Here is a 25,560-nt window from a genome sequence, read left to right as displayed (position 1 = left end):
CGCCAGCCTGAGGGGGCTGCAGTGCGCAGACAATGCGGGCCATGGATATCTACAAACCGCTGGTGGCCCTGCTGACCATCGTCAACCCGATCGGGGTGCTGCCCTTTTTCATTCACTTCACCAGCCACCTGACCAAAGAACAGCGCAAACACACCATTGTGGTGAGCTGCTTCACGGCTTTCCTGGTGATCGCCCTGAGTTCGCTGCTGGGCCTGAAACTGCTGGAGTTCTTCAATATCTCGCTGGCCAGCTTCCAGGTGGGTGGCGGCACGCTGCTTTTGATCAGCGCGATTCAGATGCTCAGCGCCAAGCCGGCCGAATCGAGTGGTGAGGAACTCAATGCGGCCGAAAGCAAGGCCGACGCCGGCGCCAGCATCGCCGTCGTGCCCCTGACCATCCCCCTGCTGACCGGCCCGGCCACCATCTCCACCATGGTGATTTACGCCGAGAAAACCCGCCACTGGTGGGAGTTGGCCGTGCTGGTGGGTTATGGCGTGGTGGTGGCCTTGTTCACCTATGCCGTGTTCACCGCTTCCGGCCGCATTGCCAAGGTGCTGGGCCAGACCGGCATCAGCATCATGACTCGCTTGATGGGTTTGATTCTGGCCGCGCTGGCGGTGGAGTTGCTGGCTGACGGCTTGATGAAGCTGTTCCCGGTGCTGGGCTCGCATCTGGGTTAAAAAATCAGAGGGTCACGCGGTCTGCACGGCCCAGTTTTTTACGCGCTTCAGTAGCAACGCCCTTGTTCGTGTAAGCCTGCTGCGTCAGCATGGCCGCCATGAGTTTTGACTACATCATTGTGGGCGCCGGCACGGCCGGCTGTTTATTGGCCAATCGCCTCTCGGCCGACCCGGCAAAGCGGGTCTTGTTGCTGGAGGCGGGCGGGCGGGATGACTATCACTGGATCCACATCCCGGTCGGTTATCTGCACTGCATCGGCAATCCGCGCACCGACTGGCTTTACCAGACCGAGCCCGATGCGGGCTTGAACGGCCGCAGCCTGCGCTACCCGCGCGGCAAGGTGCTGGGCGGTTGCTCCAGCATCAACGGCATGATTTATATGCGCGGCCAAGCGCGTGATTACGACGGCTGGGCCGAGGCAACATCTGACCCCGCTTGGCGCTGGGACGCCAGCCTGCCCTTCTTCAAGCAGCATGAGAACCACTGGCGCCTGGACGGCGAAGCGCGTGGCGGCAGTAACGGTGCCAGCGCCGCTTTCAAAGCAGCACACGGCCATGGCGGCGAGTGGCGGGTCGAGAAGCAGCGCCTGCGTTGGGACATTCTGGACGCCTTCGCCAGCGCCGCCGTGCAGGCCGGCATCCCGGCCACTGAGGACTTCAATAGCGGCAGCAACGAGGGCGTGGGCTATTTCGAGGTCAATCAAAAGTCTGGCCTGCGCTGGAACACGGCCAAGGCCTTTTTGCGCCCGACTTGCTATGCCCGCCCCAACTTCGAGATGTGGACCGGCGCCCAGGTGCAGCGCTTGCAATTGCTGCCGGCCGAAGGCGGCGGCCTGCGCTGTACGGGGGCCGAGGTCTTGACGCCGCGCGGCCTGCAGCAAGTGGCACTGAATCCGGGCGGTGAGTTGCTGCTGGCGGCTGGGGCCATCGGTTCACCGCAGATCTTGCAGCTTTCCGGCATTGGCCCGGCCGATTTGCTGGCCCGGCTTGGCATCGCTGTGCAGCAAGCGCTGCCGGGCGTGGGCGCCAATTTGCAAGACCATTTGCAGATCCGCAGCGTCTTTAAGGTCAAGGGCACCAAGACGCTCAACACCATGGCCGGCAGCCTGTGGGGCAAGGCCTTGATCGGCCTGGAATACGCCCTGCGGCGCAGCGGGCCGATGAGCATGGCGCCCTCGCAGCTGGGCGCCTTCACGCGCAGCTCGCCGGACAAACGCTGGCCCGATCTGGAATACCACGTCCAGCCCCTGTCGCTGGATGCCTTTGGCGAGCCGCTGCACGACTTCAACGCCATCACCGCCAGCGTCTGCAACCTCAACCCGACGAGCCGGGGCACGGTGCAAATCCGCAGCAAGGATCCGGCAGCGGCGCCCGCCATCGCGCCCAACTATCTCAGCACCGAGGAAGACCGCAGCATCGCCGCCGCCAGCCTGCGGCTGACCCGCCACATCGTCGGGCAAGCAGCCCTGGCCGCCTACGAGCCGGAAGAGTTCAAGCCTGGCCTGCAGTTCCAGAGCGATGAAGAGCTGGCCCGCTTGGCCGGCGACATCGCTACCACCATCTTCCATCCCGTGGGCACCTGCAAGATGGGCCGGGCCGATGATGCGCAGGCGGTGGTGGACAGCCACCTGCGCGTGCGCGGCGTGGCCGGCCTGCGGGTGGTGGACGCCAGCATCATGCCCACCATCACCAGCGGCAACACCAATTCGCCGACGCTGATGATTGCCGAGCGCGCGGCGGCCTGGCTGAAGGCGGGCGAGTAGCCCGCCCGCGCCCGGCCGCTCTGCTTTCCCGTTTAAGCCGCGTAGCGCTGTTCCAGATAGCCCAGCAGGGTGCGGATGGTCTGCGCCTCGCCGCCCACGGGGCGACCCGGGCGGGCCACATCGTTCCAGGCGAACAGGTCGATGTGCAGCCAGTCCTGGTTCTCGGCCACGAAGTACTCCAGGAACAGCGCGGCGTTGATGGCGCCGGCCAGGGCGCTCTTGCCGGTGTTGACGATGTCGCCAATCGTGCTTTCGATGCCGGCTTTGTAGGGCGCCCACAGCGGCATATGCCACATCGGGTCGTCCAGCTTCAGGCCGAGGTCGACGAGGTCGCGGGCAGTGTCGAAATGCTTGCTGAACAGGGCCGGCAGCTGCGCGCCCAGGGCCACGCGGGCGGCGCCGGTGAGAGTGGCCAGGTCGATGATCAGGTCGGGGCTGCCTTCCGCGGCATAGGCCAGGGCATCGCTCAGCACCACGCGGCCTTCGGCATCGGTATTGCCGATTTCGATGTGCAGGCCCTTGCGGGTGGGCACCACATCGCCGGGGCGGTAGGCATTGCCGGAGATGGCGTTTTCCACCGCCGGAATCAACACTTGCAGGCGCACCGGCAGCTTGCATGCCATCACCAGGGCCGCCAAGCCCAGGGCATTGGCGGCGCCGCCCATGTCCTTCTTCATCTGGCGCATGCCTTCGCCGCCCTTGATGTTCAGGCCGCCGGTGTCGAAGCAAACGCCCTTGCCGACGATGCTCAGCAGCGGCGCTTTGGCGCTGGCCTTGGCCGGCACGCCAGACCAGTTCAGCTCGATCAGACGGGGCGCGCGGTGGCTGGCGCGGCCCACGGCGTGGATGGCCGGGAAGTTCTGCTTCAGCAGCTCTTCACCGACGATTTGCTTGAACTTGGCGCCATGCTGCTTGGCCACCAGGGCGGCGGCCTTGGCCAGCTCCTCCGGGCCCATGTGCTCGGCGGGGGTGTTGACCAGATCGCGGGTGGCAGCCATGACGGTGGCAATCGCCAGGCCACGCTGGGCCTCGGCGCAGGGTGGCAGCACCAGCTGGGCCGGGGCGCGGCGGCGCGGCTTGTAGAGGTCAAACTGATAAGCGCCCAGCTCCCACGACAGGGCCGCTTGCTCGGGCGCCACCTGAATGCCGGCCTCGCTCAGGGTGTAAACGCCTTCGGGCAGGGCTTGCGGCAGGGCAGCCAGGGCAAAGGGGTGGGCGCCATGCGCGACGCCGGCAAACACCTGGGCCAGCTTGCCGTCTTTGCCGGGCAGCAGGGCATGGGTGTCGGCGGCGCCGGTGAAGCCCACGGCTGCCAGCCAGTTGCGGGTGGCGGCAGGCAGTTTGGGGGCGATGGCCTGGAAGGCGGCGCGGTCCGCCACGGTGATGGCGATGGCGCCGGCGGGGGCGGATTTCTTCAATTGGACGGTCATTGGTCTGGCCCGGCAAGGTTTTTTGATGGCGTGATTGTCGCCCGCCCGGCCAACACCCTGCATATGACCACGAACAAGGCCGCCTTCAAGACCTCCGATCAGACCTCGCTCAGCAACTGCTTTGCAAGCGCACCAGCAAGGCTTGCGCCGCGGGGTCGGCCGTGCCGGCTTTGGGGCTTTGCACCGCGCTTTCCAGCAGGCGCTGGGCGGTGGCCAGCTGCGGGGTCACCGGGCCGATGAAGCGCAGCTGCTCACCCACGCCGATCAGCAGGGTCGGGAAGGTTTCCACATCCAAGTCGCCGATCAGCTCTTCGTCGTCCTCGGTGTCGACCCAGATGAAACGGTAGTCGGGGAACTGCTGGCGCAGCTGGGCGAAGGTGTCGTGATAGCTGTCACAGGTGCGGCACCAGGCCGCGCACAAGCAGGCCACCAGGGTGGTCTGGGCATGGCGTTGATGGGCGTCGGTGGGGAGGGGGGCGGAACTCATGGCGGCAGCTTAGCGCTTTGTGACAGGTGACGAAAAAAACTTCGCCCCGGATTGTCAACCGGGCTGCGAGCGCCTGCGTTGACATCAGCAGACGGACAGGAAGCTCATGTGGATGAGCCCCAGAACCCGTCAGGAGCAAAGGCATAAAGCCATGAAAACCCAGCAGCATCAAGACCAACAGCAAACCCGTCGCGTTCCCTGCACCGAGTGGCAGCTCGGTTCGCTCGACAAGGGTCGCAAGCACGAAGCCTTTGAAGCCGGTTTCGCCGGTGGCGACCGTCGCAACTTGGTGCGCGCCGCCCTGCGCTTCGACCGCAAGCGTTAATTGCCGCCGAGCTGACAGCGGCCTTGATCTTCATCAAGGCGCTGCTCAGCCGAAAGCAATTGTTGCAGTGCAGCCCGCCCGGGCCAGCCATGCCAAGCATGGCGATCAGGCCAGCGGCGCCAGCAGCAAATCCAGATCCTGGGCCGTGAACTTGATGGCATCCGCCGCGTCACTGCCCAGCACCCCTTCCGCCAGCTTGAGCTTGCGCGCCTGCAAATCCAGCATGCGCTCCTCGATGCTGCCGGCCACCACCAGTTTGTACACAAACACCGGCTTGTCCTGCCCGATGCGGTGGGCGCGCGCGCTGGCTTGTGCCTCCACGGCCGGGTTCCACCAGGGGTCGACGTGGATCACCGTGTCGGCCGCCGTCAGGTTGAGCCCGACGCCACCGGCCTTCAGGCTGACCAACATCACCGGCACTTCCAGGGCCTGAAAACGCCGCACCAAGGCGCCGCGGGCCGATACCGGGGTGGCGCCGGTCAGGCTTAAAAACGGCAAATCCAGGCGATCCAGCTCGGCCTCGATCAAGCCCAGCATCTCGGCAAACTGAGAAAACACCAGCACCCGGCGCCCCTCGGCCACCAGCTCGGGCAGCATCTCGCCCAGCAGTTCCAGCTTGGCGCGCTCCATGCCCGGCGCGATGGCCGTGCCCTTGACCAGCCAGGGGTCGCAGCAGACTTGGCGCAGCTTGAGCAGCGCATCCAGCACCGACATCAGCGCCGCGCCAAAGCCATGTTTGGCCAGCTCGCGGCGCACTTGCTTGTCGGCCGCGACACGCACGCTTTCGTACAAATCACGCTGCGCACCGTAGAGCTGCACCCGCCGGGTCACCGTGCTCAGCGCCGGCAGCTCGGTGGCCACCTCTTCCTTGCGGCGCCGCAAGATGAAGGGGCGCACCCGCTGGGCCAGCAATTGCGCGCGCAGGTTTTCACCGCCCACCTCGATGGGCTTGCGCCACAGGCGCTGGAAGCTGCGTGAGTCGCCCAAGAAGCCCGGCATCAAAAAGTCAAACTGCGCCCACAGCTCGCCCAAATGGTTTTCCAGTGGCGTGCCGGTCAGGCACAGGCGATGGCGGGCATTGAGCTTGCGCACCGAGCGGGCTGCGCGGCTGCTGGCGTTCTTGACCGTCTGCGCCTCGTCCAGAATCAGCAAATGCCAGGGCTGCGCCGCCAGCGGCGTGATGTCGCGCCAGAGCAGTGGGTAGGTGCTGAGCACCAGATCAAATTCATGCAGATGCGCAAAGTGCTGGGCGCGATCCGGCCCTTGCAGCAGAAGCACGCGCAACTGCGGCGCGATGCGCGCAGCCTCAGCCTGCCAGTTGAACAGCAGCGAGGTGGGCAGCACGGCCAGCGCCGGGCGGTCCAGCCGGCCGGCCTGCTTTTCTAGCAGCACATGGGCCAGGGCCTGGGCGGTTTTGCCCAAGCCCATGTCATCGGCCAGGATGCCGGCCAGGCCTTGTTCGCGCAGGTATTGCAGCCAGGCCAGGCCTTGCAATTGATAGGCGCGCAAGCTCAGGCCCAGGCCGGTGGGCGGCGCCACGGGTTGGGGCGAGCCGGCGGCCTGCAGCTTTTTGGCCATGGCCCGCAGGCCCGCATCGCCGCTGATCTGCCAACGCGTGCGGGAGTCGATGTCCAGCAGCGCCAGGCGGGTGGCGTCCCAGTCGCTCAGCGGGATCGGCCCGTCGGCGCGTTTGGGGTCGGTCAGCAGATCCACCATCGCGCCGATGATGGTTTTGAGGGTCAGCGCCGGCGCTTCGATGCGGCGCCCGCCGGGGGCGTGCAGCACGACGATGGCATCGTCCTCGATCTCGGCCAGCTCTTCGTGCTGCAGCCAGCGGCCGTCGCGCTTGATCAGGTCGGCAATCATGGGCGCCAGATCCAGCGCCTCGCCTTCCACCTCCACGCCCAGGCTCAAGAGCCAGGAGCCCTCGCGCTTGGACAGCGTCAGCCGGTCGATCTTGAGGGTCCAGGCCTCCGGCTGCAGCGGCCGGTGCGCAAAGCCGGGCAGCACCTCCACCGCCCAGCCTTGCGCCTGCAGCCGAGGCACTTGCTCCAGCCAGAAGGCGGAAAAAAACTCTTCCTGCGCCAGCGTCCACATGCCCTCGGGCACATTGGCGCCTGATTTAGGGTCGCGCCATTGCAGGCGCTTGCTCTCGAGCGGAATCAGGTCCAGCGCCCAGAGCTGATCGCGCGCCTCGGCCTCGCGGATCAGGTCGCGTTGCAGCAGTTGCTGATCGTCGAGCTGCACGCTGGCCGCGGGGCGGCTGTTCAGCAGTGAGCGCGGCGCTGCGGTTTCCCAGCGCTGGCCTTGTGGCGTTTGATAGGTCCAGTCCACCCAGACCACGGTGACTTGGTCGCCGCGCGGACCCAGCCGGCCAGCGCGTGAGCCAGGGGCCAGGCCGAGCAGACCATCGCCCCGGCCCAGGCTGCGCAAGGTCAGGCGCGGGCGGAAGCGGGCCGGCGTGCCGGCTGGCTGGGGCTTGGGGATGGCTGGCGCGTCGGCTGTTGGCGCTGCCGCTGGTGTGCGAGGCGGCGGCTCGTCCGCCATCAACAGATCCATCAGTTTGGCCGCATCCACCTCGGGCAGGCGGGGCAAGCTCTTCAACTCATCCCGCCCGGCCTTGCGGCGCAAGGCTTCTACCCAGCTTTGCAGCAAGGCATTGCGCTGCGGCAGCTCAGCCGCCAGCTGCAGCTTAATCAGCAGCGCGGCGGCATGCTCGCAAAAGCGCTGGGTCTTGCAGCTGCACAGCGCGGCGTAGTGCGGGCGCCCTTGCGCATCGGCCAGGCCTTGCACCGAGAGCTCGAATACCGTGTCGCCACCGCCCGAAAAGCGCGCGCTGGCGTGGCCGGCGGCGTCTTCCTTGATATCAAAAAGCTGGCCCTGCAGGCTGCGCCCGCGCTGCAGGCGCTGGCGCTCGAACAGGCGGCCCAGGGTGGGGGCGTCGGGCGGCCACAGGCGTGCGGGTGAATCTGCAGATTCTGGAAGGGGCGGCGAAAGGTCAGGCATTGGGCGGATTGTCTCTGCAGGCCCGCTGCCCGCCACAAATTGCTGGCAGACTGCGCGCCATGAGCTTGACGATGAAACGAATTTTGCTCGGCAGCGCGCTGGGCTTGCTGCTGGCCACCGTGCTGGCGCTGGCCCTGGCCTTGCAGGGGCAGGCCTTGCTGCCACCGGCCGCCGAGGTGCAAAGCGGCGATGTGGCGCGCGCCAAGGACTTTCTCAAACGCAATGATCCGCGCCGCGTCGAAGGCAATCCGCAGCGCCTCGTGACCATCAGCGAGGCTGATCTGAACCTGCTGCTGGGCCAGGCCGCGCTCTATTCGCACGCCGGTGCGGCCCAATTGCGCTTGCACCCCGGCCTGGCCGATTTGCGCCTGAGCTTGCTGGTGCCCAAGCTGGGCCTGTGGCTGAATGTACAAGCCCGCCTGCGCGAGACCGGGCGCCTGCCCGAGTTTGAGCATGTGAAGGTGGGGCGTCTGCCGCTGCCCGCATGGTTGGCGAATTGGGTACTGCGCGCTGCCCTGCTGCGCCTGCCGCCGGAGCAAGACGTGCAATTCGCCAAGGACCTCATTCGCCACATCGGCTTCGGCGAGCAGTATGCGCAAGTCAAATACCAGTGGCAGGCCGACAGCATGGCGCGGGTGATGGCCCTGGTTTGGCCCGCACCCGAGCAGCAGCGCGCTCTGGCTTATCACCAGGCCTTGGCGCAGGTGGCCGCGGCCTATCCGGTTTACGCCCACGTGTCTTTGGCGCGGCTTTTGCCGCCGCTGTTCGACCTGGCCCGCCAGCGCGCCAAGGGGGATGTGACCCTGATGGCGGCCGAGAACCGTGCCGCCATCCTGACCCTGGCCCTGCATGCCAGCGGCAAGAGCTGGGCCATCCTGATGCCGGCCGCGCGCGCCTGGGAGCCGGTGCGGCCGCTGGTGGTGACGCTGGCCGGGCGGGATGACTTCCCTCAACATTTCCTGATCTCCGCCGTGCTGGCCATTGAGGGTGGCGGGCCGCTCAGCGATGCCATCGGCGTTTACAAGGAAGTGGCTGACTCGCGCGGCGGCAGCGGCTTCAGCTTCAACGACATCGCCGCCGACCGCGCCGGCACCCGCTTCGGCCTGCTGGCCAAGACCAGCCCCGCCAAGCTGCAAGTGGCGATGAGCACGGGCTTGCAGGAACGCGACTTCATGCCCGATGTGGCCGACTTGCCCGAGTTTTTGAGCGCGGCTCAGTTCGCGCAGCGCTATGGCACGGTGGAGTCCGAAGGCTACAAGGCGCAGATGGCTGAGATCGAGGCCCGGCTGGACGGCCTCAAGCTCTGGCGTTGATGGCGCAAGCCATGAGCGGCAGCGATAGCCCCGCCAGCCGCCGCACCCTGTGCGCCGCCTGTGCGCTACCCCTGCCCGCCTGCTTGTGCGAATGGGTGCGGCCCGTGGCCAACCGGGTCGAGTTGATCGTGCTGCAGCACCCGCAAGAGCAGTACCAGGCCAAGGGCACGGTGCGCCTGCTGAGCCGCTGCCTGCAGCGCTGCCGGGTCTTGGTGGGCGAGCAATTCGATCCCGCTGATCTGCTGGCGCTGGGCTTGCATGAGGCCGGCACGGCCTTGCTCTATCCCCTGGATGAGTCGGCCGACGCAGGCGCTTGGCCGCAGGCGAAGGAGCCCGCGCGCCTGGTGCTGCTGGATGCCACCTGGCGCAAGAGCCGCAAGCTGCTGCACCTCAACCCACTTCTGCAGCAGCTGCCGCGCCTGGCCTTGGCTGCGAGTGCGCTGCCGCCCTCGCGCTACGCCATCCGCAAAGCGCAGCGCCCCGAGCAGCAACGCTCCAGTCTGGAGGCGGCGGTGCTGGCCTTGCAGCAAGTGGAGTCGCAAGGGCAGACCCCGGCAGCGGCTGAAGCAGTTGCCGCCAAGTACGCGCCCTTGTGGGCCGGCTTCGAGGGCTTTGTGGCGCAGCGGCAGGGCTTGGTGTCAGCGCGACCTCAGTCTGAGTCCGAAGGCTGATCCCGGGCTACGGATCAGCCGCGCTGATCCAGCGCGCGCGCAATGCGATGCCGGGCCACGGTCGTCTTCGGCACCTTGACGGTGAACCAGCTGCGCACGTCTTCGTCCAGGCCGATGCCGTGCATATAGTTGTAAATGGCTTTCTTCAGGCCCAGGCCGAGGCGGTCGTGGTCCACGCCGGTGGGGTCGACAAATCCCACATCGTTTTGCGCAAAGCCGCCGGGCGGCAGCGGCAACAGGCTAACGCCGTAATCTTGCGGGCTCTTGCCCACGGGTGAATGCACGGTGCAGGCGAAGCGGTGGAAGAAGCCGCTGTGGATGCAGCCTTGCTCGAAGAGCTGGCGCACGTACTCCAGCGCATCGACCGTGTCTTGCGCGGTCTGCGTCGGGAAACCATACATCAGATAGGCATGCACCAAGATGCCGGCGTCGGCAAAGCCCTTGGTGACGCGCGCCACCTGGTCCACTGAGACGCCTTTTTTCATCAGCGTCAGCAAGCGGTCGGAGGCCACTTCCAGCCCGCCGGAGATGGCGATGCAGCCGCTGTCGGCCAGTTGCTGGCACAGCTCCGGACTGAAGGATTTTTCGAAACGGATATTGCCCCACCAGGAAATGTCCAGCTGGCGTGCCTTCAACTCGGCGGCCAGGGCCTTCAGGGCTTTGGGCGGCGCGGCCTCGTCGACAAAGTGAAAGCCGGTCTGGCCGGTTTCATTGACGATGGTTTCGATGCGGTCCACCAGGGTGGCGGCGGAGGCGCCCTCGTAGCGGGAGATGTAGTCCAGGCTGACATCGCAGAAGCTGCACTTCTTCCAGTAACAGCCATGCGCCACCGTGAGCTTGTTCCAGCGCCCATCGGACCATAAGCGGTTCATCGGGTTGAGCATGTCCAGCAGCGAGAGGTAGCGGTCCAGCGGCAGGCCATCCCAGGTCGGCGTGCCCACCTCGGCAAAGGCCACGTCGGCCTCGGCGAAGTTCAGATAACGCACCGTCCCCTCGGCATCACGCACAAAACAGCGCACCAGGCGCTCACGCGGGCGCTGGCCTCGCAGATGCTCCAGCAGCGCGAGCAGCGGGCGCTCGCCGGCGTCCAGGGTGAGGAAGTCGAAATAGTCGAACACGCGCGGCTCGGTCAGCTCGCGCAGCTCGGTGTTGACGAAGCCGCCGCCCAGGGCCAGGGTGATGTCGGGGAAGCGCGCCTTGATGGTTTGGGCGATGCGGAAGGCCGCATACACCGCGCCGGGGAAGGGCACCGAGATCAGCACCAGCTGCGGCTGGTGCTTGGCAATCGCGGCGAGGGTCAGGTCTTGCAGCGTGGTGTCGACCAGATTCAGCGGTGCGGCCAGGGCTTGGGCCAGGGGCTCGAAGCTGGGCTGGCTGGTGGCCAGGGACTCGGCGTAGCGCACGAATTCGAAGCGCGGGTCGACCGCTTCGCGCAGCACATCGGCCAGATCGTTGAGGTAGAGCGTGGCCAGGTGGCGGGCACGGTCTTGCAGGCCCAGCGCGCCAAAAGCCCAGGCCAGCGGGTCGCCGCCTTCCTCGTCCACATACACATCCAGCGTGGCGAAGCGCGCGCCCTCGGGCAGGAATTGGCGGGTGTTGATGCGGTGCGCCAGCGTGGGGTCACGGCCTTGCAAAAAGGCGATGGTGGGGCTGATGGTGGAGAGGTAGCGATCAAACAGCTCGAGAAAGCCCTGCACCTGGGGCGTCGGCTTGGCCATGGTTTGGGCACAGTCGCGCAGTGCCAGCAAGCCCGGGCGCGAGAACAGCTTGAGCATCAAGGCCAGGGCCAGGTCTTCTTGCACGGCGTCGACGCCGCGCGAGCGCAGAAAGCCGGTCAGGTAGGCGGTAGAGGGGTAAGGCGTGTTGAGCTGCGTCATCGGCGGGATGATGGACAGCACACGCAAGGCGGGCACGGCAGCACCATCGGCGGGCCGGGCGGGCGGGAAAAAGGACAAGGGGGAGGTCATGGGGGCGCTGTATTGCGCTGGGGCGGCGCGGTGCGCTATTTTGCCTGCCCCGCTATACCCTGGGATTTAGCTGCTGCTCAAGGTGCAGAGCTGCTTGGCATCACTGGGGCAAGGGCCGAGCCAGCGCAGCTGGGTGGCGTCTGCGGGCGGCAGCGGCGCGCTGAGGCTTTGGGCGGGCACCGCGCCGGTGCTGAAGCTGGCCAGCCGCACCCAGCTGCCGGCGGTGCCGACGCGGTAGTCCAGCGCATAGCTGCTATTGGGCCGCAGGGCGCGTGTGCTGATCTGGTATTGATTGCCTTGCAGCACAAAGCTGGGGCTGTCGGGGAAGGGGCGGGCCAGCGGTTCACCGACGAACAGGCCTTGGCCGGGCCACTCCACGGCCTTCCAGTAGGCCTCGATCAGGCTGGCGCCGCGGTAGTACTGATCGATCAAGGTCGATACCTTGGGGAACTTATTGCTGAAGTTGCAGGGTTCTTCCACCGTGCCGTAGCTGGCGGTGGCGCCGGCATCCAACCAAGCCAGGGCGGACATCTGGCCGCTCGTCGGCAAGACACCGGCGTAGGAGGTGAGGTGATCTGCCACTGCGCCGGGGCGGAAGCTGTTGCTGCTGAGATTGGGCACGCTGGCCAAGCCGGTGAAATAGAACAGCAGGCCGGTCTTGCCGCTGATGCTGTTGGCACTGTCTGGCCCTAGGCTGTTGTTGATGTAGTTGAGCGTCAGGCGACCGGCCCAGGCCGCGGGCAAGGGGCTGAAATCGCTGAAGCGGATGCTGCGCGCCGCATCGTTGGTGTTGATCAGATAGCCATCACCGCTGGGCAGGCTGCCATCGGCTTGTACGCCGCGGTCGATCAGGGCCTTGGCGCTAGCCAGCGAGGTGGCGCCCAACATCATGGCCGGGCGTATGCGCAAATCGGTCCAGGGTTGGCGCGACTCTGAATCAAAGTAGGCGGAGCTGGCCGTGCTGGCGCAGCCGCCGCAGTATTTGCTGTTGTAGCCAAAGGCCAGGGCGCTGGTGATGCTCATGGCGCAGCTGTCCACCACGCGCGAGGGCGCCGTCCAGGTCACCAAGCTGGCCTGCACGCCGGCGGGCAACTTGGCGTCTACATCGGCCTTCAGGCTGGCAAAAGCTGTGGCGGAAATAGTCGGGCTGCTGGTGTCAACCTTGACGCGGATGATGTTGGCCGCAGGCACGCCTCGTGCCGCTTGGTAGTAGGCCGCGATGGCTTCTGACAGCGCATCGCCCTCGGCCACGATCACGCCCAGTTCGCTGGCATTCAGGCCTTGGCGGGGCAAGCTCAGGCCCAGGGTGCTGGTGGCACTGGCCGTTGGCGCCGGGGTCGGCGCTGCCACGGGGGCTGGCGTGCTGACGGACGTGGCGCTGCTGGTATTGCCGCCACCTCCGCCGCCGCAGGCGAGCAAGCTCAGGCACAGCAGGCCGGCCCACACGCGGGTACGCAGCGAAGAATGAATAGGGAACAACATGCTTGCTAGTTTTGCATCCGCCGTCAGGCTCAATGTACCGAGTTGGCCCGGCTTATGGGCTGTACTTGTCCTATGCGGGCTGAAAAAAGCGCTTGCCGCCCGGCCGAATGAGGTCTAGAACAAGCGACTAAGTTTGCCAAAACACAACAAATATCAAGCCAAAAGCGGCTCAATCCGCGTTTGAACCCTACTTGGCTAATCCCAAAAAAGTGCATTGCTTAGAAGAATAAGTGCTTGATTTATTAAAGATATCAGGCAAGTGAGCGCACGCCAACCACCCATAAAGGTGCAAATTGCCCGTAAAAACCCCAAGTGCGTGCATGGGGGCTGGCCGCCTACATTTGCACCCACGTAATGTCCTTACCGCGCAAGCGGCATCGACAAAGGCGGGCTGAGGAGACAACTCAAGCAGTAATTCAAGACGAAAAAAGTGACACTGTCACAATCACGAGCGCCTGGAGTGATCCAGGCGCTCGTTTTATTTTTGCCCGGGGCTTTTGCGCCCGGCTCTGTTGTCCAAGCCCCCGTTTCCCGCCCATGTTTGAGTTGTCGATTCTTGCCCTGGCCTCTTTGCTGGCCGGTTTTGTGGATGCGGTGGTGGGCGGCGGCGGTCTGATTCTGGTGCCGGCCTTGTTCGGCGTGTTTCCGCAGGCGGCGCCAGCCACCTTGTTCGGCACTAATAAGGGCGCCTCGGTGTGGGGCACTGCCTGGGCCACGGCGCAATACGCCAAGCGCGTCAGCTTGAACTGGCGCGCCCTGCTGCCGGCCGCTGGGATCGCTTTGCTGGGCAGTTTTGCCGGCGCCTGGACGGTCACTTTGGTGGATGCCGGCTTTTTGCGGCGTGCCCTGCCGCTGATCTTGTTGGCGGTGCTGATCTACACCTTGGCCCGCAAGGACCTGGGCCGCCAACATGCGCCGCGCTTTGCGGGCCGGGCGGAAACCTGGGTGGCCGCTGCCATCGGCCTGGTGATTGGTTTTTACGACGGCTTCTTTGGACCGGGCACTGGCAGCTTCTTTGTCTTCTTGTTTGTGCGCGTGCTGGGCTACGACTTTTTGCACGCCTCGGCCACGGCCAAGCTGATGAATGTGGCCACGAACTGTGCGGCCATCGTCTTGTTTAGCGCCAAGGGGCATATCTGGTGGCAGGTGGCTCTGGTGATGGCGGTGGCCAATGTGCTGGGCAGCTTGGTGGGCACGCGCATGGCGCTGGCGCGCGGGGCGGGCTTTGTGCGCAGCATGTTTGTGCTGGTGGTCGGCGCACTGATTCTGAAGACGGGTTACGACGCCTTTTTGCGCTGATTCAGGGCTTGTGCGTGCTTGTGCCCCACCCTGCATGGCTGCTGACTATTCACCCTCGTGAGCAGGCGTCGCGAAAAGCCGGTTCAATAGCTGCTGCAATAGGCGCATTGCCCAAGCTGAGAAGCCCAGCGCAGGCGCTAACATCAAGAACAATTCGAGGAATCTGACCATGTCTGTTGATCCGCAGCTTCGTACGCTTGAAATAGAAATTCCGACCCAGCCGGAAGTGCTGGTGAAGTTGTCGCTGCTGATGGCGGCTGAAGATATTGATTTGCTGGCCATGTCCGCCCTGGTGGAAACCGATATGGCCCTGGCTGCGGCGGTGTTGAAGGCGGTCAATTCCTCGCTCTACGGTTTGCGCGGCAAGGTGCAAACCGTGCATCAGGCCCTGACCTATCTGGGCATGCGCGAAGTCTCGGGCATCACCTTCGAGATGGGTTTACGCGCGGCCTTCCCGCCGGCGGCTGAGTTGGATCCAGTCTGGCGCCGGGCTTCCGAGCGCGGCGTGATGATGGGCCGCATGGGCCAGATGCTGGGTGTCGATCCTTGGGCCGCGCATTCTGCCGGCCTGTTTGAGGAATGCGGCAAGGCGGTGCTGTATCGCCATGCGCCAGCGCATTACCCGGCCATGTTGCGCGCGGCCACGCGCGACGTTGAATTGGTGGAGTTGGAGCGCCGCGCCTTTGGCGTCACGCATGACGCGCTGGGCGCCGCCTTGTGCGAGAGCTGGGGCCTGGCGCCCGCCGCGGTGGCCAGCGTGCGCCACCACGTTGAGGTGCAAGACAGCCTGGTGATGCCCGACGCGCTGCAGCGCCGTGGTGTCAGTGCCATCTCCACCGTGGCTTGGGCCTTGTTGATGGAGCCGGCCAAGCTGGAACAGGTGGCGCATGAGATTTCGCCCCAGGCCTCGCTGGATGAAACCCTGGTGCTGCGCGCCGCGCGTCGCGTCAGCGAGCAGTTGCAGCAGGCGCAGGAACACGGCCGCTAAAGCCGCTCATACGTCCGTTAGCTTGCCTTTGAGCGCTGCAGGCAGGTGCCGCCGCTGCGCTAACTCCAAGGCTTGATTGGCTCAGACTTTGCGGCCGGCCAGATCGGCCTGAGCCGACCGAGGCGAGGCAGCTGAAATCGCCGCACGGCTGAGGCGGTCGCGCCCCGTGTGCTTGGCCAGGTAGAGCGCCTCATCGGCAGCCTGCATCAGCGCTTGTGAGCTCAGATAGGGTTGCTGGGGGCTGTAGGCCGCCAGGCCCACGCTGACGCTCAGGGTTAGGCTCTCGTTGACGCCGCCGGCATGCGCAATCTGCAAGGCGCGCAGGTCCTCGCGCAATTGCTCCAGCAATTGCTGGCAGGCTTGCGGCTCAAAGCCCGGCAGCAGGGCCACAAATTCCTCGCCACCCAGGCGGGCGACCAGATCGGTATCGCGTTTGAAGCGCTCGGCCAGCAGGCTGGCAAAGCGCTGCAAGGCAGCATCTCCGGCGGCCTGGCCGTAACGCTCGTTGAAGTTCTTGAAGCGGTCCAGATCCAGCACCGCCAGGGCCAGGCATCCGCGCTGGCGCTGGGCGCGCTTGAACTCACGCCGCAGGGCTTCCTCGAACTCGCGCCGGTTGGGCAGGCCGGTCAGCGCATCCACGCGGCTGAGTTCGTTCAGCTCACGCGTCGTGGCTGCATGGGCCAGCTGAGCTTGCAGCAGCGCGTCATGTTGCTGCTCGCTTTGTTGGCGCAGCATCGCGCTGCGCTGCCGCTCGGCCAGCAGATCCTGGCTCAGGCGGTGAGCCTGGCCGTCCAGCGCTTGCATGGGCCGCAGCAGCATCCTTCTGAGTACCCCGTGCAGGGCCAGGCTCAGCAGCAAGACCAGGCCCAGGTCACGCGCCAGCCATTGGAGCCATGGCTGCGGAGGCTGCGCGGCTTGCAGATCAGCGGCGCCGGCACTGCTGGGCTCAAACAGCAGTTCTTGCGTACCGGCACGGGCCTGGCCCGGCAAGGCTTGAGGTGTAGGTGGCAGCGCTTGGGTCCAGCCCATGGCGTGACCAGCGGGCAGGTTCAGCCATTCGGTCAGCCCAACGGCCAAGCTGCACGTCAGCAACACGACAAGACCTAAGCGCCAGCCCAGCGCGCGCACCGGCTTGGCCGGCGGCAGCGGGGCGTCAAGAGGGGTGTCGGGTTGAATGCTGGAACTACTCACGTGGGATCAATGCTGCACGGCGCGCCCCAAGCGCGCTCGGTGTGCATTGATTCTGCATGGCAAGTGCCACTTTGCGGGCCCGATCTTGCCAGGGTATATCCCTGGCTAAGCCCTCGGCGCAGCGGTGCTGCACCGTCAAACCGGCGCGGCTGACTCAGCCGTGCACAAACTGCATCTGTGTGCCGGCCAGTTCGATCACGTCGCCATTCTTCAGGGCCACCGATTCGCCGGTCAGCGGGCTGCCATTGACGCTGGGGCGCGCCAGGCCTTCCACATGGGCAAACACATAGCCGCTGGGCCGCTTGGTGATGGAGGCCACTTGCACGCCGGGCTTGCCCACGGTGGTGACGACCTTGGTCAGGCTGACCTCGCGGCCAGCGGCGGCGCCGGTCAGCACCTTGATGGTGGCCGGCAAGGCGGTGGCGGCGGTGGGCAGTGAGGCAAAGGCCGAAGGCAGGCCGAAGCCGCTGGGCGTGGCCCCGGCAGCGCCCGACTTCAGGATCATGGTCTTCTCGTAGTCGCCGTTGTCTTCCAGCAAGAACTTGATCTTGTACTTGCCGATCTCGACCGTGTCATTGTTGGCCAGCAACTGCTTCTTGATGGCCTTGCCGTTGATGTAGGTGCCGTTGGTGGAGTTGAGGTCTTCGATGAAGACATCGGCGCCCACCATCTGCAGCACGGCATGCTCGCCGCTCACCGCCAGGTTGTCGATGACGATGTCGTTGTAAGGTCGGCGCCCGAGCGTGGTCTTGTCCTTTGTAATCTGGACATCCTTGATCACCACACCATCGAGCGAAACCACCAGCTTGCCCATCTTTGACCTCAAATTCTGTTGTTGCATGCCACGAGTGCGGCGCGCTCGCTCAAGCCGTGGCAGATCCGAACGTGAAATCTTGCCGGCCGGCGCGCCTGGTTCGCAGAGCGTCTACGGCAGCGATGATAGCTGCCCGGAATGTCGCTTCGCAGTGCTTTGACTTCTCGGCAACCCTTGTTGACGCCTCTTAGCGACGCCCAAACGGCCACCAAGTACGACCTTCGGGCTTGAGGCGGCCTTCGACGCGCACCAAAACCAGGGCGATATTGTCCCGGCCGCCCATGTCGTTGGCCGCGTCGATCAGGGCTTGCGCGGCTTCTGGCAAGGTGGGATGCGCCAGCAGCAACTGGCGCATGGCCTCGTCTTCCAGCATGTCCGACAGGCCGTCGGAGCAAAACAGGTAAACATCACCAGGCTGCACTTCGTGTTGGTGCAATTCCAACATCACGGTGTCTTCGACACCCACGGCGCGCGTCACCAGATTTTTGTTGCTGGAGTAGGCCGCTTCTTCCGGGGTCAGCAAGCCCGCGTCCAATTGCTCTTGCAGCAGGGAATGGTCGCGGGTGATTTGGGTGAGCTGGCCGCCCCGCAGGCGGTAGCCGCGTGAATCACCGACATGGCCGAGCAGCAACCCGTCCTCGCGGAACACGCCCAAAACTAGCGTGGTGCCCATGCCGGCATAGCGCGGATTGGTGTTGGCCGCGTTGAAGATGGCGCGGTTGGCGTTGTCCACGCAGATGTCCATGGCGCGGCGCAGGTCAACATGGGTCGCCTCGGCGCTGGACTCTTTTAGCCAGCGGCCCAATTCGGCGCGGATGAAGCTGGTCAGCATCTGGCTGGCCACTTCACCGGCGTTGTAGCCACCCATGCCGTCGGCCAGCACGGCCAGGCCCACGTTCTCGTCCAAAGCCACCGAGTCTTCGTTGTTGTTGCGCGCGCGCCCGACATCGGTGGCGCTGAAAAACTCCAAACTCATGGCAATTCTGTGTGGTTAGCTGGTGGGGGATTCTGCCCTGCTTCCTTCAGCTGAAGGCGCACAGTTTGGGCGAATCCGGGGTCCAATTTGGCAGATTCGGCGCTGGCAGCCTGGCCTTGCAGCTTGGCGGCGCTGGCGTCGCCGAGTTCGCCGGTTTGTTCCAGCACGGCGCCCAGGTCCTGCGCCATTTGCTGGCCGCTGGCATAACGCAGCTCGGGGCGCTTTTCCAGCGCCAAGGCCAGCACCAGGGCCAGGCTTTCCGGCAGGTCGGGGCGGTAGTGGCGCACATCGGCCGGTGGCTCGTTGGCGATCTGGTACATCAGCTGGGCCATCGAATCGGTCTGGTGTGGTAGGCGGCCGGTCAACAGCTGGTAAAGCATGGCGCCCAGCGAATAAAGATCGCTGCGCCCGTCCACCTTGAGGCCGGCCAATTGCTCGGGCGACATGAAGGAGGGCGTGCCTAGCACCAAGCCGGTGCGGGTGCGGCTGCCGTCGGCAATGCGGGCAATGCCGAAATCCATGATCTTGAGCACGCCGTGGCCGCGGTCCAGCATCACATTGGCGGGTTTGATGTCGCGATGCACCACGCCTTGCTGGTGCGCATAGTCCAGCGCCAGGGCCAGGCGTTGCCCCAGGCGCAATACCTCGTTGATGGGCAGCAAGGTGCCGGAGCGGGTGAAGTGGCTGAGGTCCTGGCCCTGCACATACTCCATCGCGATCCAGGTGTCTTGCCCGTCCACCCCGGCGTCCAGCACTTGCAGGATGTCGGGGTGTTGCAGGTGGCGGGCTGCTTTGGCTTCGCGCATAAAGCGCTGGCGCACATCGGCCAAATCCTCGGCCGCGAACTCGCGCTGCAAGGCCAGGCGTTTGATGGCCAGGGTACGGCCGCTTTTGCGCTCGACGGCCAGATTCACCACCGCCATCGCGCCGCGCCCCAGCTCCCCTTGCAACTCGTACGCTGCCAGGCCCTCGCCGGCGGCGGGCGCCTGCACTTGCGCTTGCGCTGGGGTCAGGTCTTGACCGGCGGCCTCAGCGGAGTGAGGCCGACCGAGCAGGCGCTGCCAGAAGCCGCTCATGCTTGCGCTGCCTGTCAGCCGGCCGACGCCGGTGCGGACTGGCGAGCCGCCAGCCATTTGCCCAGAGCCAGCACCAGCAAAGCACCCAGCACGCCGCAGCCGTAATGCCACAGCGGCAGCACATGGTTGGGGGTGCCCGGTTGGTCGCCGGCTTGGGTGGGAACCCAGGCGGCAAGCGCTGGGTCGCCCACCATCATGGTGCCGGCGATCCAGCCCAGCAGCATGGCGCCCACATTGATGACCACAGGGAAGCGATCCATCAGCTTGATCACCAACTGGCTGCCCCAGACGATGATGGGAATCGACACCAGCAGGCCGAAGATCACCAAAGGCATCTGGTGTTCGCCACCAGCGGCCTGGGCCGCACCGGCAATGGCGATGACGTTGTCCAGGCTCATCACAAAGTCCGCCACGATGACGGTTTTGACGGCGGCCCAGAGCTTGTCGCTGGCCTGGATGCTGTCGTGCTCGTCTTCGTCTTCGGGCATCAGCAGCTTGACGCCAATCCACAGCAGCAAGAGGCCGCCGACCAATTTCAGAAAAGGCAGTTGCAGCAGCGTCAGCGCAAAGAAGATCAGCACCACGCGCAGCACGATGGCACCTGCTGTGCCCCACAGAATGCCCTTGGTGCGTTGCGCATCGGGCAGTTTGCGGCAGGCCAGTGCGATCACCACGGCGTTATCGCCACCCAAAAGGATGTCGATCATGATGATCTGGCCGACGGCCAGCCAGAAATCTGGGCTGAGGAAATTGTCCATTGAATTTTCTAAATCGCTGCCCGGCCACTATACCGACAGGTGCGGTGGCGCGGGCGCCATGAAAAAAGGGGCCTGAGCCCCTTTGGTGTTCCGGATCAAACCAGGCCGCTGTGGCCCGGCTTTGTAGCGGAAAAGGTTTACAGCAAAGCCTTCAGCAGCTTGGCCATTTCGGAAGGATTGCGGGTCACGGTGAAGCCGCACTCTTCCATGATCGCCAGCTTGGCATCGGCCGTGTCGGCGCCGCCAGAGATCAGGGCACCTGCGTGGCCCATGCGCTTGCCGGGAGGGGCAGTCACACCAGCGATGAAGCCAACGACGGGCTTCTTCATGTTCAGCTTGCACCAGCGAGCGGCTTCGGCTTCGTCCGGGCCACCGATCTCACCGATCATGATGACGGCGTCGGTATCCGGGTCGTCGTTGAAGGCTTGCATCACGTCGATGTGCTTCAGACCGTTGATCGGGTCGCCACCGATGCCGACAGCCGAGGACTGGCCCAGGCCGATTTCGGTCAGCTGTGCCACTGCTTCATACGTCAGCGTGCCGGAGCGCGAGACCACGCCGATGCGGCCCTTGCGGTGGATGTGACCGGGCATGATGCCGATCTTGATTTCTTCGGGCGTGATCAGGCCGGGGCAGTTGGGGCCCAGCAGCAGCGTCTTCTTGCCGCCGGCAGCTTCCTTGGCCTTCATCTTGTTGCGGATTTCCAGCATGTCACGGACGGGGATGCCTTCCGTGATGCAGATGGCCAGGTCCAGATCGGCTTCCACAGCTTCCCAGATGGCAGCGGCAGCGCCAGCGGGCGGCACATAGATCACCGACACGGTGGCGCCGGTCTGGTGAGCGGCTTCCTTGACTGTGGCGTAGATTGGGATGTCCGAGAACTTCTCGCCAGCCTTCTTGGGGTTCACGCCAGCGACGAAGGCGTTCTTGCCGTTCGCGTAAGCCTGGCAGCCCAGGGTGTGGAACTGACCGGTCTTGCCCGTGATGCCCTGGGTGATGACCTTGGTGTCTTTGTTGATGTAAATGCTCATTGCGAATTCTTCCTAGTCAGTTGGGGACAGAGCGACTCGCCAATACGCTCGGTCGGTCTGTCCCGCAAGGTCTTTAAGCGACGGCGGCAACGATCTTCGTTGCGGCTTCGGCCATCGAATCGGCGGCGATGATGGGCAGGCCGGATTCGGCCAGCATCTTCTTGCCCAGCTCTTCGTTGGTGCCCTTCATGCGCACCACCAGCGGCACGGACAGGTTCACGGCCTTGCAAGCGGTGATCACGCCTTCGGCGATGGTGTCGCACTTCATGATGCCGCCGAAGATGTTGACCAGAATGCCCTTGACGTCAGGGTTCTTCAACATGATCTTGAAGGCTTCGGTGACCTTCTCGGCCGTGGCGCCACCGCCAACGTCCAGGAAGTTGGCCGGCTCGCCGCCGAACAGCTTGATGGTGTCCATGGTGGCCATGGCCAGACCGGCGCCGTTCACCAGGCAGCCGATATTGCCGTCCAGCGAGATGTAGGCCAGGTCGAACTTGGAGGCTTCCACTTCGGCCGGATCTTCTTCGTCCAGATCGCGGTAAGCCACGATTTCTGGGTGACGGAACAGGGCGTTGGCGTCGAAGTTGAACTTGGCGTCCAGGGCGATCAGATTGCCCTTGGAATCGCAGTTCAGCGGGTTGATTTCAACCAGCGACGCGTCGGTGTCCATGTAGCACTTGTAGAGCTTGGCGAACAGGTCGACGGCTTGGTCGATCGAGGCACCGCTCAGGCCGATGGTCGCAGCGATCTTGCGCGACTGGGCTTCGGTCAGGCCGACCAGGGGGTCGATCATCTCGGTGATGATCTTCTCGGGGGTGGAGTGAGCCACTTCCTCGATGTCCATGCCGCCTTCGCTCGAAGCGATGAAGGCAACGCTTTGCGTGCCGCGATCGGTCACCAGGGAGATGTACAGCTCCTTGTTGATGTCAGCGCCGTCTTCGATGTAGAGGCGGCGAACCTTCTGGCCTTCGGGGCCAGTTTGGTGCGTGACCAGCTGCATGCCGAGGATTTCTTCGGACAGCTTCTTGACGTCTTCCAGCGAACGGCCCAGCTTGACGCCGCCGCCCTTGCCACGGCCACCGGCGTGGATTTGCGCCTTCACGACCCAGACCGGGCCGCCCAGCTTCTGTGCGGCTTCAACCGCTTCTTGCACTGTGAAAGCCGCATGGCCACGCGGCACCGGCACTCCGAATTGGCGCAGGATTTCCTTGGCCTGGTACTCGTGAATCTTCATAGGGGTCTCGCTTTTCTGGAGGAAGTCAGGAAGAGGAAGCAGGCAGCGCTCGCGGCTCGGCGGCTTGCGCCGCTTCTGCCATCTTGCGATACCAGCGAGGGTAGTGAGTTTCGACGACCGAGCCGTCACTGCGCAAGGCATGGCAACGGTCGATCTGGAACGGCGGGTGACCTTCGGGCGAGCCTTCGCGGGTGTCGATCACCGTGCCGGCGAAGGCTTGGATCACCGCGGTAGGCAAGACCTGGCACAACTCGGTCAAATGGGTGCAACCTTTGACACCGCTGAGGCGGTCTTTGACGCCGAGGCGGAAGCCCCGCATCAAGTTCAGGCCGACCAGTTTGGCGTAGGCGTCGCCATGCGACTCGCAAGCGCCGGGATAAGGCATCCAGCGCGTCACCGAGCTGGCTTGCCGAATCGTCATTTGACGGTCAATGACCAGGCTCAGGGTCATATCGTGAATCGGGTCGCCGGCGCGACGGATGCCGTCGGCCAGGGGAATGTCCTGCGTCTTGCTGTCGACCAGCCCGGCTTCAACCTCAAACAACTCATCATCGCGTGCAAAAACTTGCACATCGATGGCGCGGCGGTGGATCAATCGACGCGAAGAGTTGGGGATGGGTGAGGAGGACATGGGCAAAAAACAGCTGAGCGCAGGGACGAAACCCGGATGAAATAAGTCGACGGGCCGTTCGCTGCGCAGACGGCAATGTAGCATGTTGCGCTGCCGCAATGCTTTCACGGAACTGTCAGTGGCCCTTCAAACGCCCCAAAATGGGCCGATTTCAAGGCGTTTCAGGCAGATTTCAGTCTTCGCCCGCGCTGCCGCCGCGCAAGACTTGGCGTATCACCTCCGGCGCGAAGCCGCGCTGCACCAGGAAGCGGCCTTGCTTGGCACGCATGGCGGCCAGCTCGGCGCCGCTCGGTGCGGCGACATCTGATTGGCCATCAGCATCAAGCTCGGCATCAACCTCAGCAGAGAGGCCGAACTTGCGCCGCCAGACTTGCCGGGCGCGCTCCAGTTCGGTGGCTTTCAGGGTTTGCCATTGCTCCGCGTTCAGGCTCAGGCGGTGCTGGGCTAACTCTTGCTTGATGCGGCTATTGCCAAAACGACTGGCGCGGGCATGCAGGCGCGACTCCACGAAGCGGCTTTCGTCCAAATAGCCTTGCGCCTGCAGCCAACTCAGCAGTTCGTCGACGAGTTCCGGCGCCGCGCTTGTGCTGTCGTCATCAACTGATTCCTTGCCTTCGCGCATGCTTTCCTGGCGGCGCCGTTCGTTCTCGATGTGCAGCAGTTTGCGGCGCAACTCGCTCGGGCTGTGCTCGCGCTGGGCCAGCAAGGCAATGGCGCGAGCCTTCAGGGAAAGGGGTTTGTGATTCATGGGCGCTGTGCGCACAAGTGGGCGATGGTTCGTGGCTGTAAGTCGCTGCCGGTCGCTGTGACTTGCTTTAAGCGGTGTTGCTGCGTCAATACCGCTCGATGCAGTCGCAGGCGCGCGCGGGCGGTGCGTACGGAGCCGGCCAGTGGTCGGTGATGCGGGCAACGCGGCCGTCACCATCAAACTCGAACACCGAAATGCCGGTCTCGGCGGTGCCGTCGACATGAAAGGCGATCACCGAGACGGCTTGCTGATCGTCCGCCACCAGTTGCTGGATATCGGCGCGCCACTGACCGGGCCAAGTGCGGTTGAACTCGACATAGTTGGCGCGGCCGCGCACCCGTTCCCGGGTTTGCGGCACTTCGTAAACGATCTGCTCGGCCAGCAACTCAGCAAATGCCTGCCAATCGCGGGCGTTGGCGGCCTGCCAGTAGCTCAACACCCGTTCGCGTGGTGTGTTCATGAGGCAGGCTCCAGCGGCGGTGCTGTGCGACGGGGCGCTGCGAGGCGCTGATCCGAGCAAAAAGCCCGAATTACTCGGCTTGGGCGCCCGCCAGCAGCGGAACACCCAGCGAGTCACGCACCTTGTTCTCGATTTCGCGGGCGATGTCGCTGTTTTCGCGCAGGAATTCGCGGGCGTTGTCCTTGCCCTGGCCGATCTTCTCGCCGTTGTAGGCGTACCAGGATCCGGACTTTTCGACCACCTTGGCTACCACGCCCATGTCGATGATCTCGCCTTCACGGCTGATGCCTTCGCCGTAGAGGATGTCGAACTCGGCGGTCTTGAAGGGAGAGGCCACCTTGTTCTTCACCACCTTGACCTTGGTTTCACTGCCGATGACTTCATCGCCCTTCTTGATCGAGCCGATGCGGCGGATGTCCAGGCGCACCGAGGCGTAGAACTTCAGCGCATTGCCGCCGGTGGTGGTTTCGGGGCTGCCGAACATCACGCCGATCTTCATGCGGATCTGGTTGATGAAGATGACCATGCAATTGGTCTTCTTGATGGTGGCCGTCAGCTTGCGCAGGGCCTGGCTCATCAAGCGGGCTTGCAGGCCAGGCAATGAATCGCCCATTTCGCCTTCCAGCTCGGCCTTGGGCGTCAGCGCTGCCACCGAGTCGACGACGATCAGGTCCACGGAGCCGGAGCGCACCAGCGCGTCAACGATTTCCAGGGCTTGCTCGCCGGTGTCGGGCTGGCTGATCAAGAGGTCTTGCAGATTGACGCCCAGCTTTTGTGCGTACTGGATGTCCAGGGCGTGCTCGGCGTCGATGAAGGCGCAGACGCCGTTGACCTTTTGCATCTCAGCGATGACTTGCAGGGTCAGGGTGGTCTTGCCCGAAGACTCAGGGCCGTAGATTTCGACCACACGGCCGCGCGGCAGGCCGCCAACGCCCAGGGCAATGTCCAGACCCAGCGAACCGGTGGACACCACCTGGATGTCTTCAATCACCTCGCCCTCGCCCAGGCGCATGATGGAACCCTTGCCGAATTGCTTTTCGATCTGCGACAGGGCGGCCTGCAAGGCCTTGGCTTTTTCAGCACTGATGGTGGGTTTGACTGGGGCGTCCATGAATTTCTCCTCAATGAGCTGGGCGGATTATGGCGCAATCTGTATGTTTGTACAGTGGTTTTGAAAATTCTTGCGAGGGATTGTCTTCACAGCCGGGCTCGGCGGCAAACCTAGAATGC

Annotated in this window: 23 protein-coding genes; 7 read left to right on the top strand and 16 right to left on the bottom strand. The window is 64.6% G+C overall.

All coding sequences use genetic code 11. The annotated features are described in order from the left end of the window. Positions 1 to 41 precede the first annotated feature (41 nt). Together AT984_RS17680 and AT984_RS17675 are read left to right on the top strand one after the other, a co-directional pair. Positions 42 to 680, top strand: a complete 639-nt coding sequence (locus AT984_RS17680) for a MarC family protein (RefSeq protein WP_058722430.1) — start codon at positions 42 to 44, stop codon at positions 678 to 680. Positions 681 to 769: 89 nt separating this feature from the next. Next, a complete protein-coding gene (locus tag AT984_RS17675) occupies positions 770 to 2,443 on the top strand; it encodes a GMC family oxidoreductase (protein WP_058721231.1) in 1,674 nt (557 codons plus the stop codon). 32 nt (positions 2,444 to 2,475) lie between these two features. Here AT984_RS17675 and AT984_RS17670 read toward each other — a convergent pair whose 3' ends face one another. Together AT984_RS17670 and AT984_RS17665 are read right to left on the bottom strand one after the other, a co-directional pair. Then, positions 2,476 to 3,873, bottom strand: coding sequence for a leucyl aminopeptidase family protein (locus AT984_RS17670; RefSeq protein WP_058721230.1), 1,398 nt, complete (start codon positions 3,871 to 3,873; stop codon positions 2,476 to 2,478). Positions 3,874 to 3,982: 109 nt separating this feature from the next. Next, on the bottom strand, positions 3,983 to 4,360 hold the full coding sequence (locus tag AT984_RS17665; protein ID WP_058721229.1) for a thioredoxin family protein: 378 nt from the start codon (positions 4,358 to 4,360) through the stop codon (positions 3,983 to 3,985). A gap of 151 nt (positions 4,361 to 4,511) precedes the next feature. Between AT984_RS17665 and AT984_RS23055 the strand changes: the two genes are divergently transcribed. Then, entirely contained in the window at positions 4,512 to 4,685 is a 174-nt protein-coding gene (locus tag AT984_RS23055; RefSeq protein ID WP_156422087.1) for a hypothetical protein, read from the top strand. Positions 4,686 to 4,790: 105 nt separating this feature from the next. Here AT984_RS23055 and AT984_RS17660 read toward each other — a convergent pair whose 3' ends face one another. Then, the gene (locus tag AT984_RS17660) at positions 4,791 to 7,691 is read right to left on the bottom strand and encodes a DEAD/DEAH box helicase (protein ID WP_082680135.1); all 2,901 of its coding nucleotides are present in this window, start codon (positions 7,689 to 7,691) and stop codon (positions 4,791 to 4,793) included. A gap of 71 nt (positions 7,692 to 7,762) precedes the next feature. Here AT984_RS17660 and AT984_RS17655 point away from each other — a divergent pair, with 71 nt between their 5' ends. Beyond that, on the top strand, positions 7,763 to 9,004 hold the full coding sequence (locus tag AT984_RS17655; RefSeq protein WP_156422086.1) for a hypothetical protein: 1,242 nt from the start codon (positions 7,763 to 7,765) through the stop codon (positions 9,002 to 9,004). Positions 9,005 to 9,015: 11 nt separating this feature from the next. Then, a complete protein-coding gene (locus tag AT984_RS17650; RefSeq protein WP_058722428.1) occupies positions 9,016 to 9,675 on the top strand; it encodes a tRNA-uridine aminocarboxypropyltransferase in 660 nt (219 codons plus the stop codon). 14 nt (positions 9,676 to 9,689) lie between these two features. Here the strand turns inward: AT984_RS17650 and AT984_RS17645 are convergent, their stop codons facing one another. Continuing rightward, the gene (locus AT984_RS17645) at positions 9,690 to 11,552 is read right to left on the bottom strand and encodes a B12-binding domain-containing radical SAM protein (RefSeq protein WP_058722427.1); all 1,863 of its coding nucleotides are present in this window, start codon (positions 11,550 to 11,552) and stop codon (positions 9,690 to 9,692) included. A gap of 156 nt (positions 11,553 to 11,708) precedes the next feature. After that, positions 11,709 to 13,124, bottom strand: coding sequence for a TIGR03790 family protein (locus tag AT984_RS17640; protein WP_082680133.1), 1,416 nt, complete (start codon positions 13,122 to 13,124; stop codon positions 11,709 to 11,711). A gap of 537 nt (positions 13,125 to 13,661) precedes the next feature. Here AT984_RS17640 and AT984_RS17635 point away from each other — a divergent pair. Then, the gene (locus AT984_RS17635) at positions 13,662 to 14,423 is read left to right on the top strand and encodes a sulfite exporter TauE/SafE family protein (protein ID WP_058721226.1); all 762 of its coding nucleotides are present in this window, start codon (positions 13,662 to 13,664) and stop codon (positions 14,421 to 14,423) included. Between the two features lie 169 nt (positions 14,424 to 14,592). Then, positions 14,593 to 15,411: an HDOD domain-containing protein gene (locus tag AT984_RS17630; RefSeq protein WP_058721225.1), complete on the top strand. Its 819-nt coding sequence runs from the start codon at positions 14,593 to 14,595 to the stop codon at positions 15,409 to 15,411. An 81-nt stretch (positions 15,412 to 15,492) separates the two neighbouring features. Here AT984_RS17630 and AT984_RS17625 read toward each other — a convergent pair whose 3' ends face one another. The 11 genes from AT984_RS17625 to recA all read right to left on the bottom strand — a co-directional run bounded on the left by AT984_RS17625 (position 15,493) and on the right by recA (position 25,441). Beyond that, complete coding sequence (locus AT984_RS17625; RefSeq protein ID WP_058721224.1) at positions 15,493 to 16,602, bottom strand: GGDEF domain-containing protein; 1,110 nt, start codon at positions 16,600 to 16,602, stop codon at positions 15,493 to 15,495. A gap of 154 nt (positions 16,603 to 16,756) precedes the next feature. Then, complete coding sequence (locus AT984_RS17620; RefSeq protein ID WP_058721223.1) at positions 16,757 to 17,416, bottom strand: FHA domain-containing protein; 660 nt, start codon at positions 17,414 to 17,416, stop codon at positions 16,757 to 16,759. A 187-nt stretch (positions 17,417 to 17,603) separates the two neighbouring features. Continuing rightward, positions 17,604 to 18,392 carry a Stp1/IreP family PP2C-type Ser/Thr phosphatase gene (locus tag AT984_RS17615; protein WP_058721222.1) on the bottom strand — a complete coding sequence of 263 codons (789 nt, stop codon included), beginning with the start codon at positions 18,390 to 18,392 and terminating at the stop codon, positions 17,604 to 17,606. After that, positions 18,389 to 19,468: a serine/threonine-protein kinase gene (locus AT984_RS17610; RefSeq protein WP_197418152.1), complete on the bottom strand. Its 1,080-nt coding sequence runs from the start codon at positions 19,466 to 19,468 to the stop codon at positions 18,389 to 18,391. Before AT984_RS17610 ends, AT984_RS17615 begins: the two co-directional genes overlap by 4 nt. A gap of 14 nt (positions 19,469 to 19,482) precedes the next feature. Next, positions 19,483 to 20,226: a TerC family protein gene (locus AT984_RS17605; protein ID WP_058721220.1), complete on the bottom strand. Its 744-nt coding sequence runs from the start codon at positions 20,224 to 20,226 to the stop codon at positions 19,483 to 19,485. A 137-nt stretch (positions 20,227 to 20,363) separates the two neighbouring features. After that, positions 20,364 to 21,257, bottom strand: coding sequence for a succinate--CoA ligase subunit alpha (sucD, locus tag AT984_RS17600; protein ID WP_058721219.1), 894 nt, complete (start codon positions 21,255 to 21,257; stop codon positions 20,364 to 20,366). Positions 21,258 to 21,330: 73 nt separating this feature from the next. Continuing rightward, positions 21,331 to 22,491 (bottom strand): ADP-forming succinate--CoA ligase subunit beta, encoded by a 1,161-nt coding sequence (sucC, locus tag AT984_RS17595; RefSeq protein WP_058721218.1) that lies wholly within the window; start codon positions 22,489 to 22,491, stop codon positions 21,331 to 21,333. A 25-nt stretch (positions 22,492 to 22,516) separates the two neighbouring features. Then, positions 22,517 to 23,122 carry a DUF2889 domain-containing protein gene (locus tag AT984_RS17590; RefSeq protein ID WP_058721217.1) on the bottom strand — a complete coding sequence of 202 codons (606 nt, stop codon included), beginning with the start codon at positions 23,120 to 23,122 and terminating at the stop codon, positions 22,517 to 22,519. 172 nt (positions 23,123 to 23,294) lie between these two features. Next, positions 23,295 to 23,870 carry a regulatory protein RecX gene (locus AT984_RS17585; RefSeq protein ID WP_058721216.1) on the bottom strand — a complete coding sequence of 192 codons (576 nt, stop codon included), beginning with the start codon at positions 23,868 to 23,870 and terminating at the stop codon, positions 23,295 to 23,297. A gap of 85 nt (positions 23,871 to 23,955) precedes the next feature. Next, on the bottom strand, positions 23,956 to 24,330 hold the full coding sequence (locus AT984_RS17580; RefSeq protein ID WP_058721215.1) for a nuclear transport factor 2 family protein: 375 nt from the start codon (positions 24,328 to 24,330) through the stop codon (positions 23,956 to 23,958). 70 nt (positions 24,331 to 24,400) lie between these two features. After that, a complete protein-coding gene (gene recA, locus AT984_RS17575) occupies positions 24,401 to 25,441 on the bottom strand; it encodes a recombinase RecA (protein ID WP_058721214.1) in 1,041 nt (346 codons plus the stop codon). Positions 25,442 to 25,560: the final 119 nt, after the last annotated feature.

The organism is Paucibacter sp. KCTC 42545, assembly GCF_001477625.1.
Classification (GTDB): Bacteria; Pseudomonadota; Gammaproteobacteria; order Burkholderiales; family Burkholderiaceae_C; genus Paucibacter_A.
The sequence above is the reverse complement of the archived record's forward strand: the minus strand, read 5'-3'. Positions and strand labels throughout refer to the sequence as shown.

Excerpts from the sequence above, each read along its gene's own strand:
- AT984_RS17680 (WP_058722430.1), top strand. The coding sequence starts at position 42 with ATGGATATCTACAAACCGCTGGTGGCCCTGCTGACCATCGTCAACCCG.
- AT984_RS17675 (WP_058721231.1), top strand. The coding sequence starts at position 770 with ATGGCCGCCATGAGTTTTGACTACATCATTGTGGGCGCCGGCACGGCC.
- AT984_RS17670 (WP_058721230.1), bottom strand. The coding sequence starts at position 3,873 with ATGACCGTCCAATTGAAGAAATCCGCCCCCGCCGGCGCCATCGCCATC.
- AT984_RS17665 (WP_058721229.1), bottom strand. The coding sequence starts at position 4,360 with ATGAGTTCCGCCCCCCTCCCCACCGACGCCCATCAACGCCATGCCCAG.
- AT984_RS23055 (WP_156422087.1), top strand. The coding sequence starts at position 4,512 with ATGAAAACCCAGCAGCATCAAGACCAACAGCAAACCCGTCGCGTTCCC.
- AT984_RS17660 (WP_082680135.1), bottom strand. The coding sequence starts at position 7,691 with ATGCCTGACCTTTCGCCGCCCCTTCCAGAATCTGCAGATTCACCCGCA.
- AT984_RS17655 (WP_156422086.1), top strand. The coding sequence starts at position 7,763 with ATGAAACGAATTTTGCTCGGCAGCGCGCTGGGCTTGCTGCTGGCCACC.
- AT984_RS17650 (WP_058722428.1), top strand. The coding sequence starts at position 9,016 with ATGAGCGGCAGCGATAGCCCCGCCAGCCGCCGCACCCTGTGCGCCGCC.
- AT984_RS17645 (WP_058722427.1), bottom strand. The coding sequence starts at position 11,552 with ATGACGCAGCTCAACACGCCTTACCCCTCTACCGCCTACCTGACCGGC.
- AT984_RS17640 (WP_082680133.1), bottom strand. The coding sequence starts at position 13,124 with ATGTTGTTCCCTATTCATTCTTCGCTGCGTACCCGCGTGTGGGCCGGC.
- AT984_RS17635 (WP_058721226.1), top strand. The coding sequence starts at position 13,662 with ATGTTTGAGTTGTCGATTCTTGCCCTGGCCTCTTTGCTGGCCGGTTTT.
- AT984_RS17630 (WP_058721225.1), top strand. The coding sequence starts at position 14,593 with ATGTCTGTTGATCCGCAGCTTCGTACGCTTGAAATAGAAATTCCGACC.
- AT984_RS17620 (WP_058721223.1), bottom strand. The coding sequence starts at position 17,416 with ATGGGCAAGCTGGTGGTTTCGCTCGATGGTGTGGTGATCAAGGATGTC.
- AT984_RS17615 (WP_058721222.1), bottom strand. The coding sequence starts at position 18,392 with ATGAGTTTGGAGTTTTTCAGCGCCACCGATGTCGGGCGCGCGCGCAAC.
- AT984_RS17610 (WP_197418152.1), bottom strand. The coding sequence starts at position 19,468 with ATGAGCGGCTTCTGGCAGCGCCTGCTCGGTCGGCCTCACTCCGCTGAG.
- AT984_RS17605 (WP_058721220.1), bottom strand. The coding sequence starts at position 20,226 with ATGGACAATTTCCTCAGCCCAGATTTCTGGCTGGCCGTCGGCCAGATC.
- sucD (WP_058721219.1), bottom strand. The coding sequence starts at position 21,257 with ATGAGCATTTACATCAACAAAGACACCAAGGTCATCACCCAGGGCATC.
- sucC (WP_058721218.1), bottom strand. The coding sequence starts at position 22,491 with ATGAAGATTCACGAGTACCAGGCCAAGGAAATCCTGCGCCAATTCGGA.
- AT984_RS17590 (WP_058721217.1), bottom strand. The coding sequence starts at position 23,122 with ATGTCCTCCTCACCCATCCCCAACTCTTCGCGTCGATTGATCCACCGC.
- AT984_RS17585 (WP_058721216.1), bottom strand. The coding sequence starts at position 23,870 with ATGAATCACAAACCCCTTTCCCTGAAGGCTCGCGCCATTGCCTTGCTG.
- AT984_RS17580 (WP_058721215.1), bottom strand. The coding sequence starts at position 24,330 with ATGAACACACCACGCGAACGGGTGTTGAGCTACTGGCAGGCCGCCAAC.
- recA (WP_058721214.1), bottom strand. The coding sequence starts at position 25,441 with ATGGACGCCCCAGTCAAACCCACCATCAGTGCTGAAAAAGCCAAGGCC.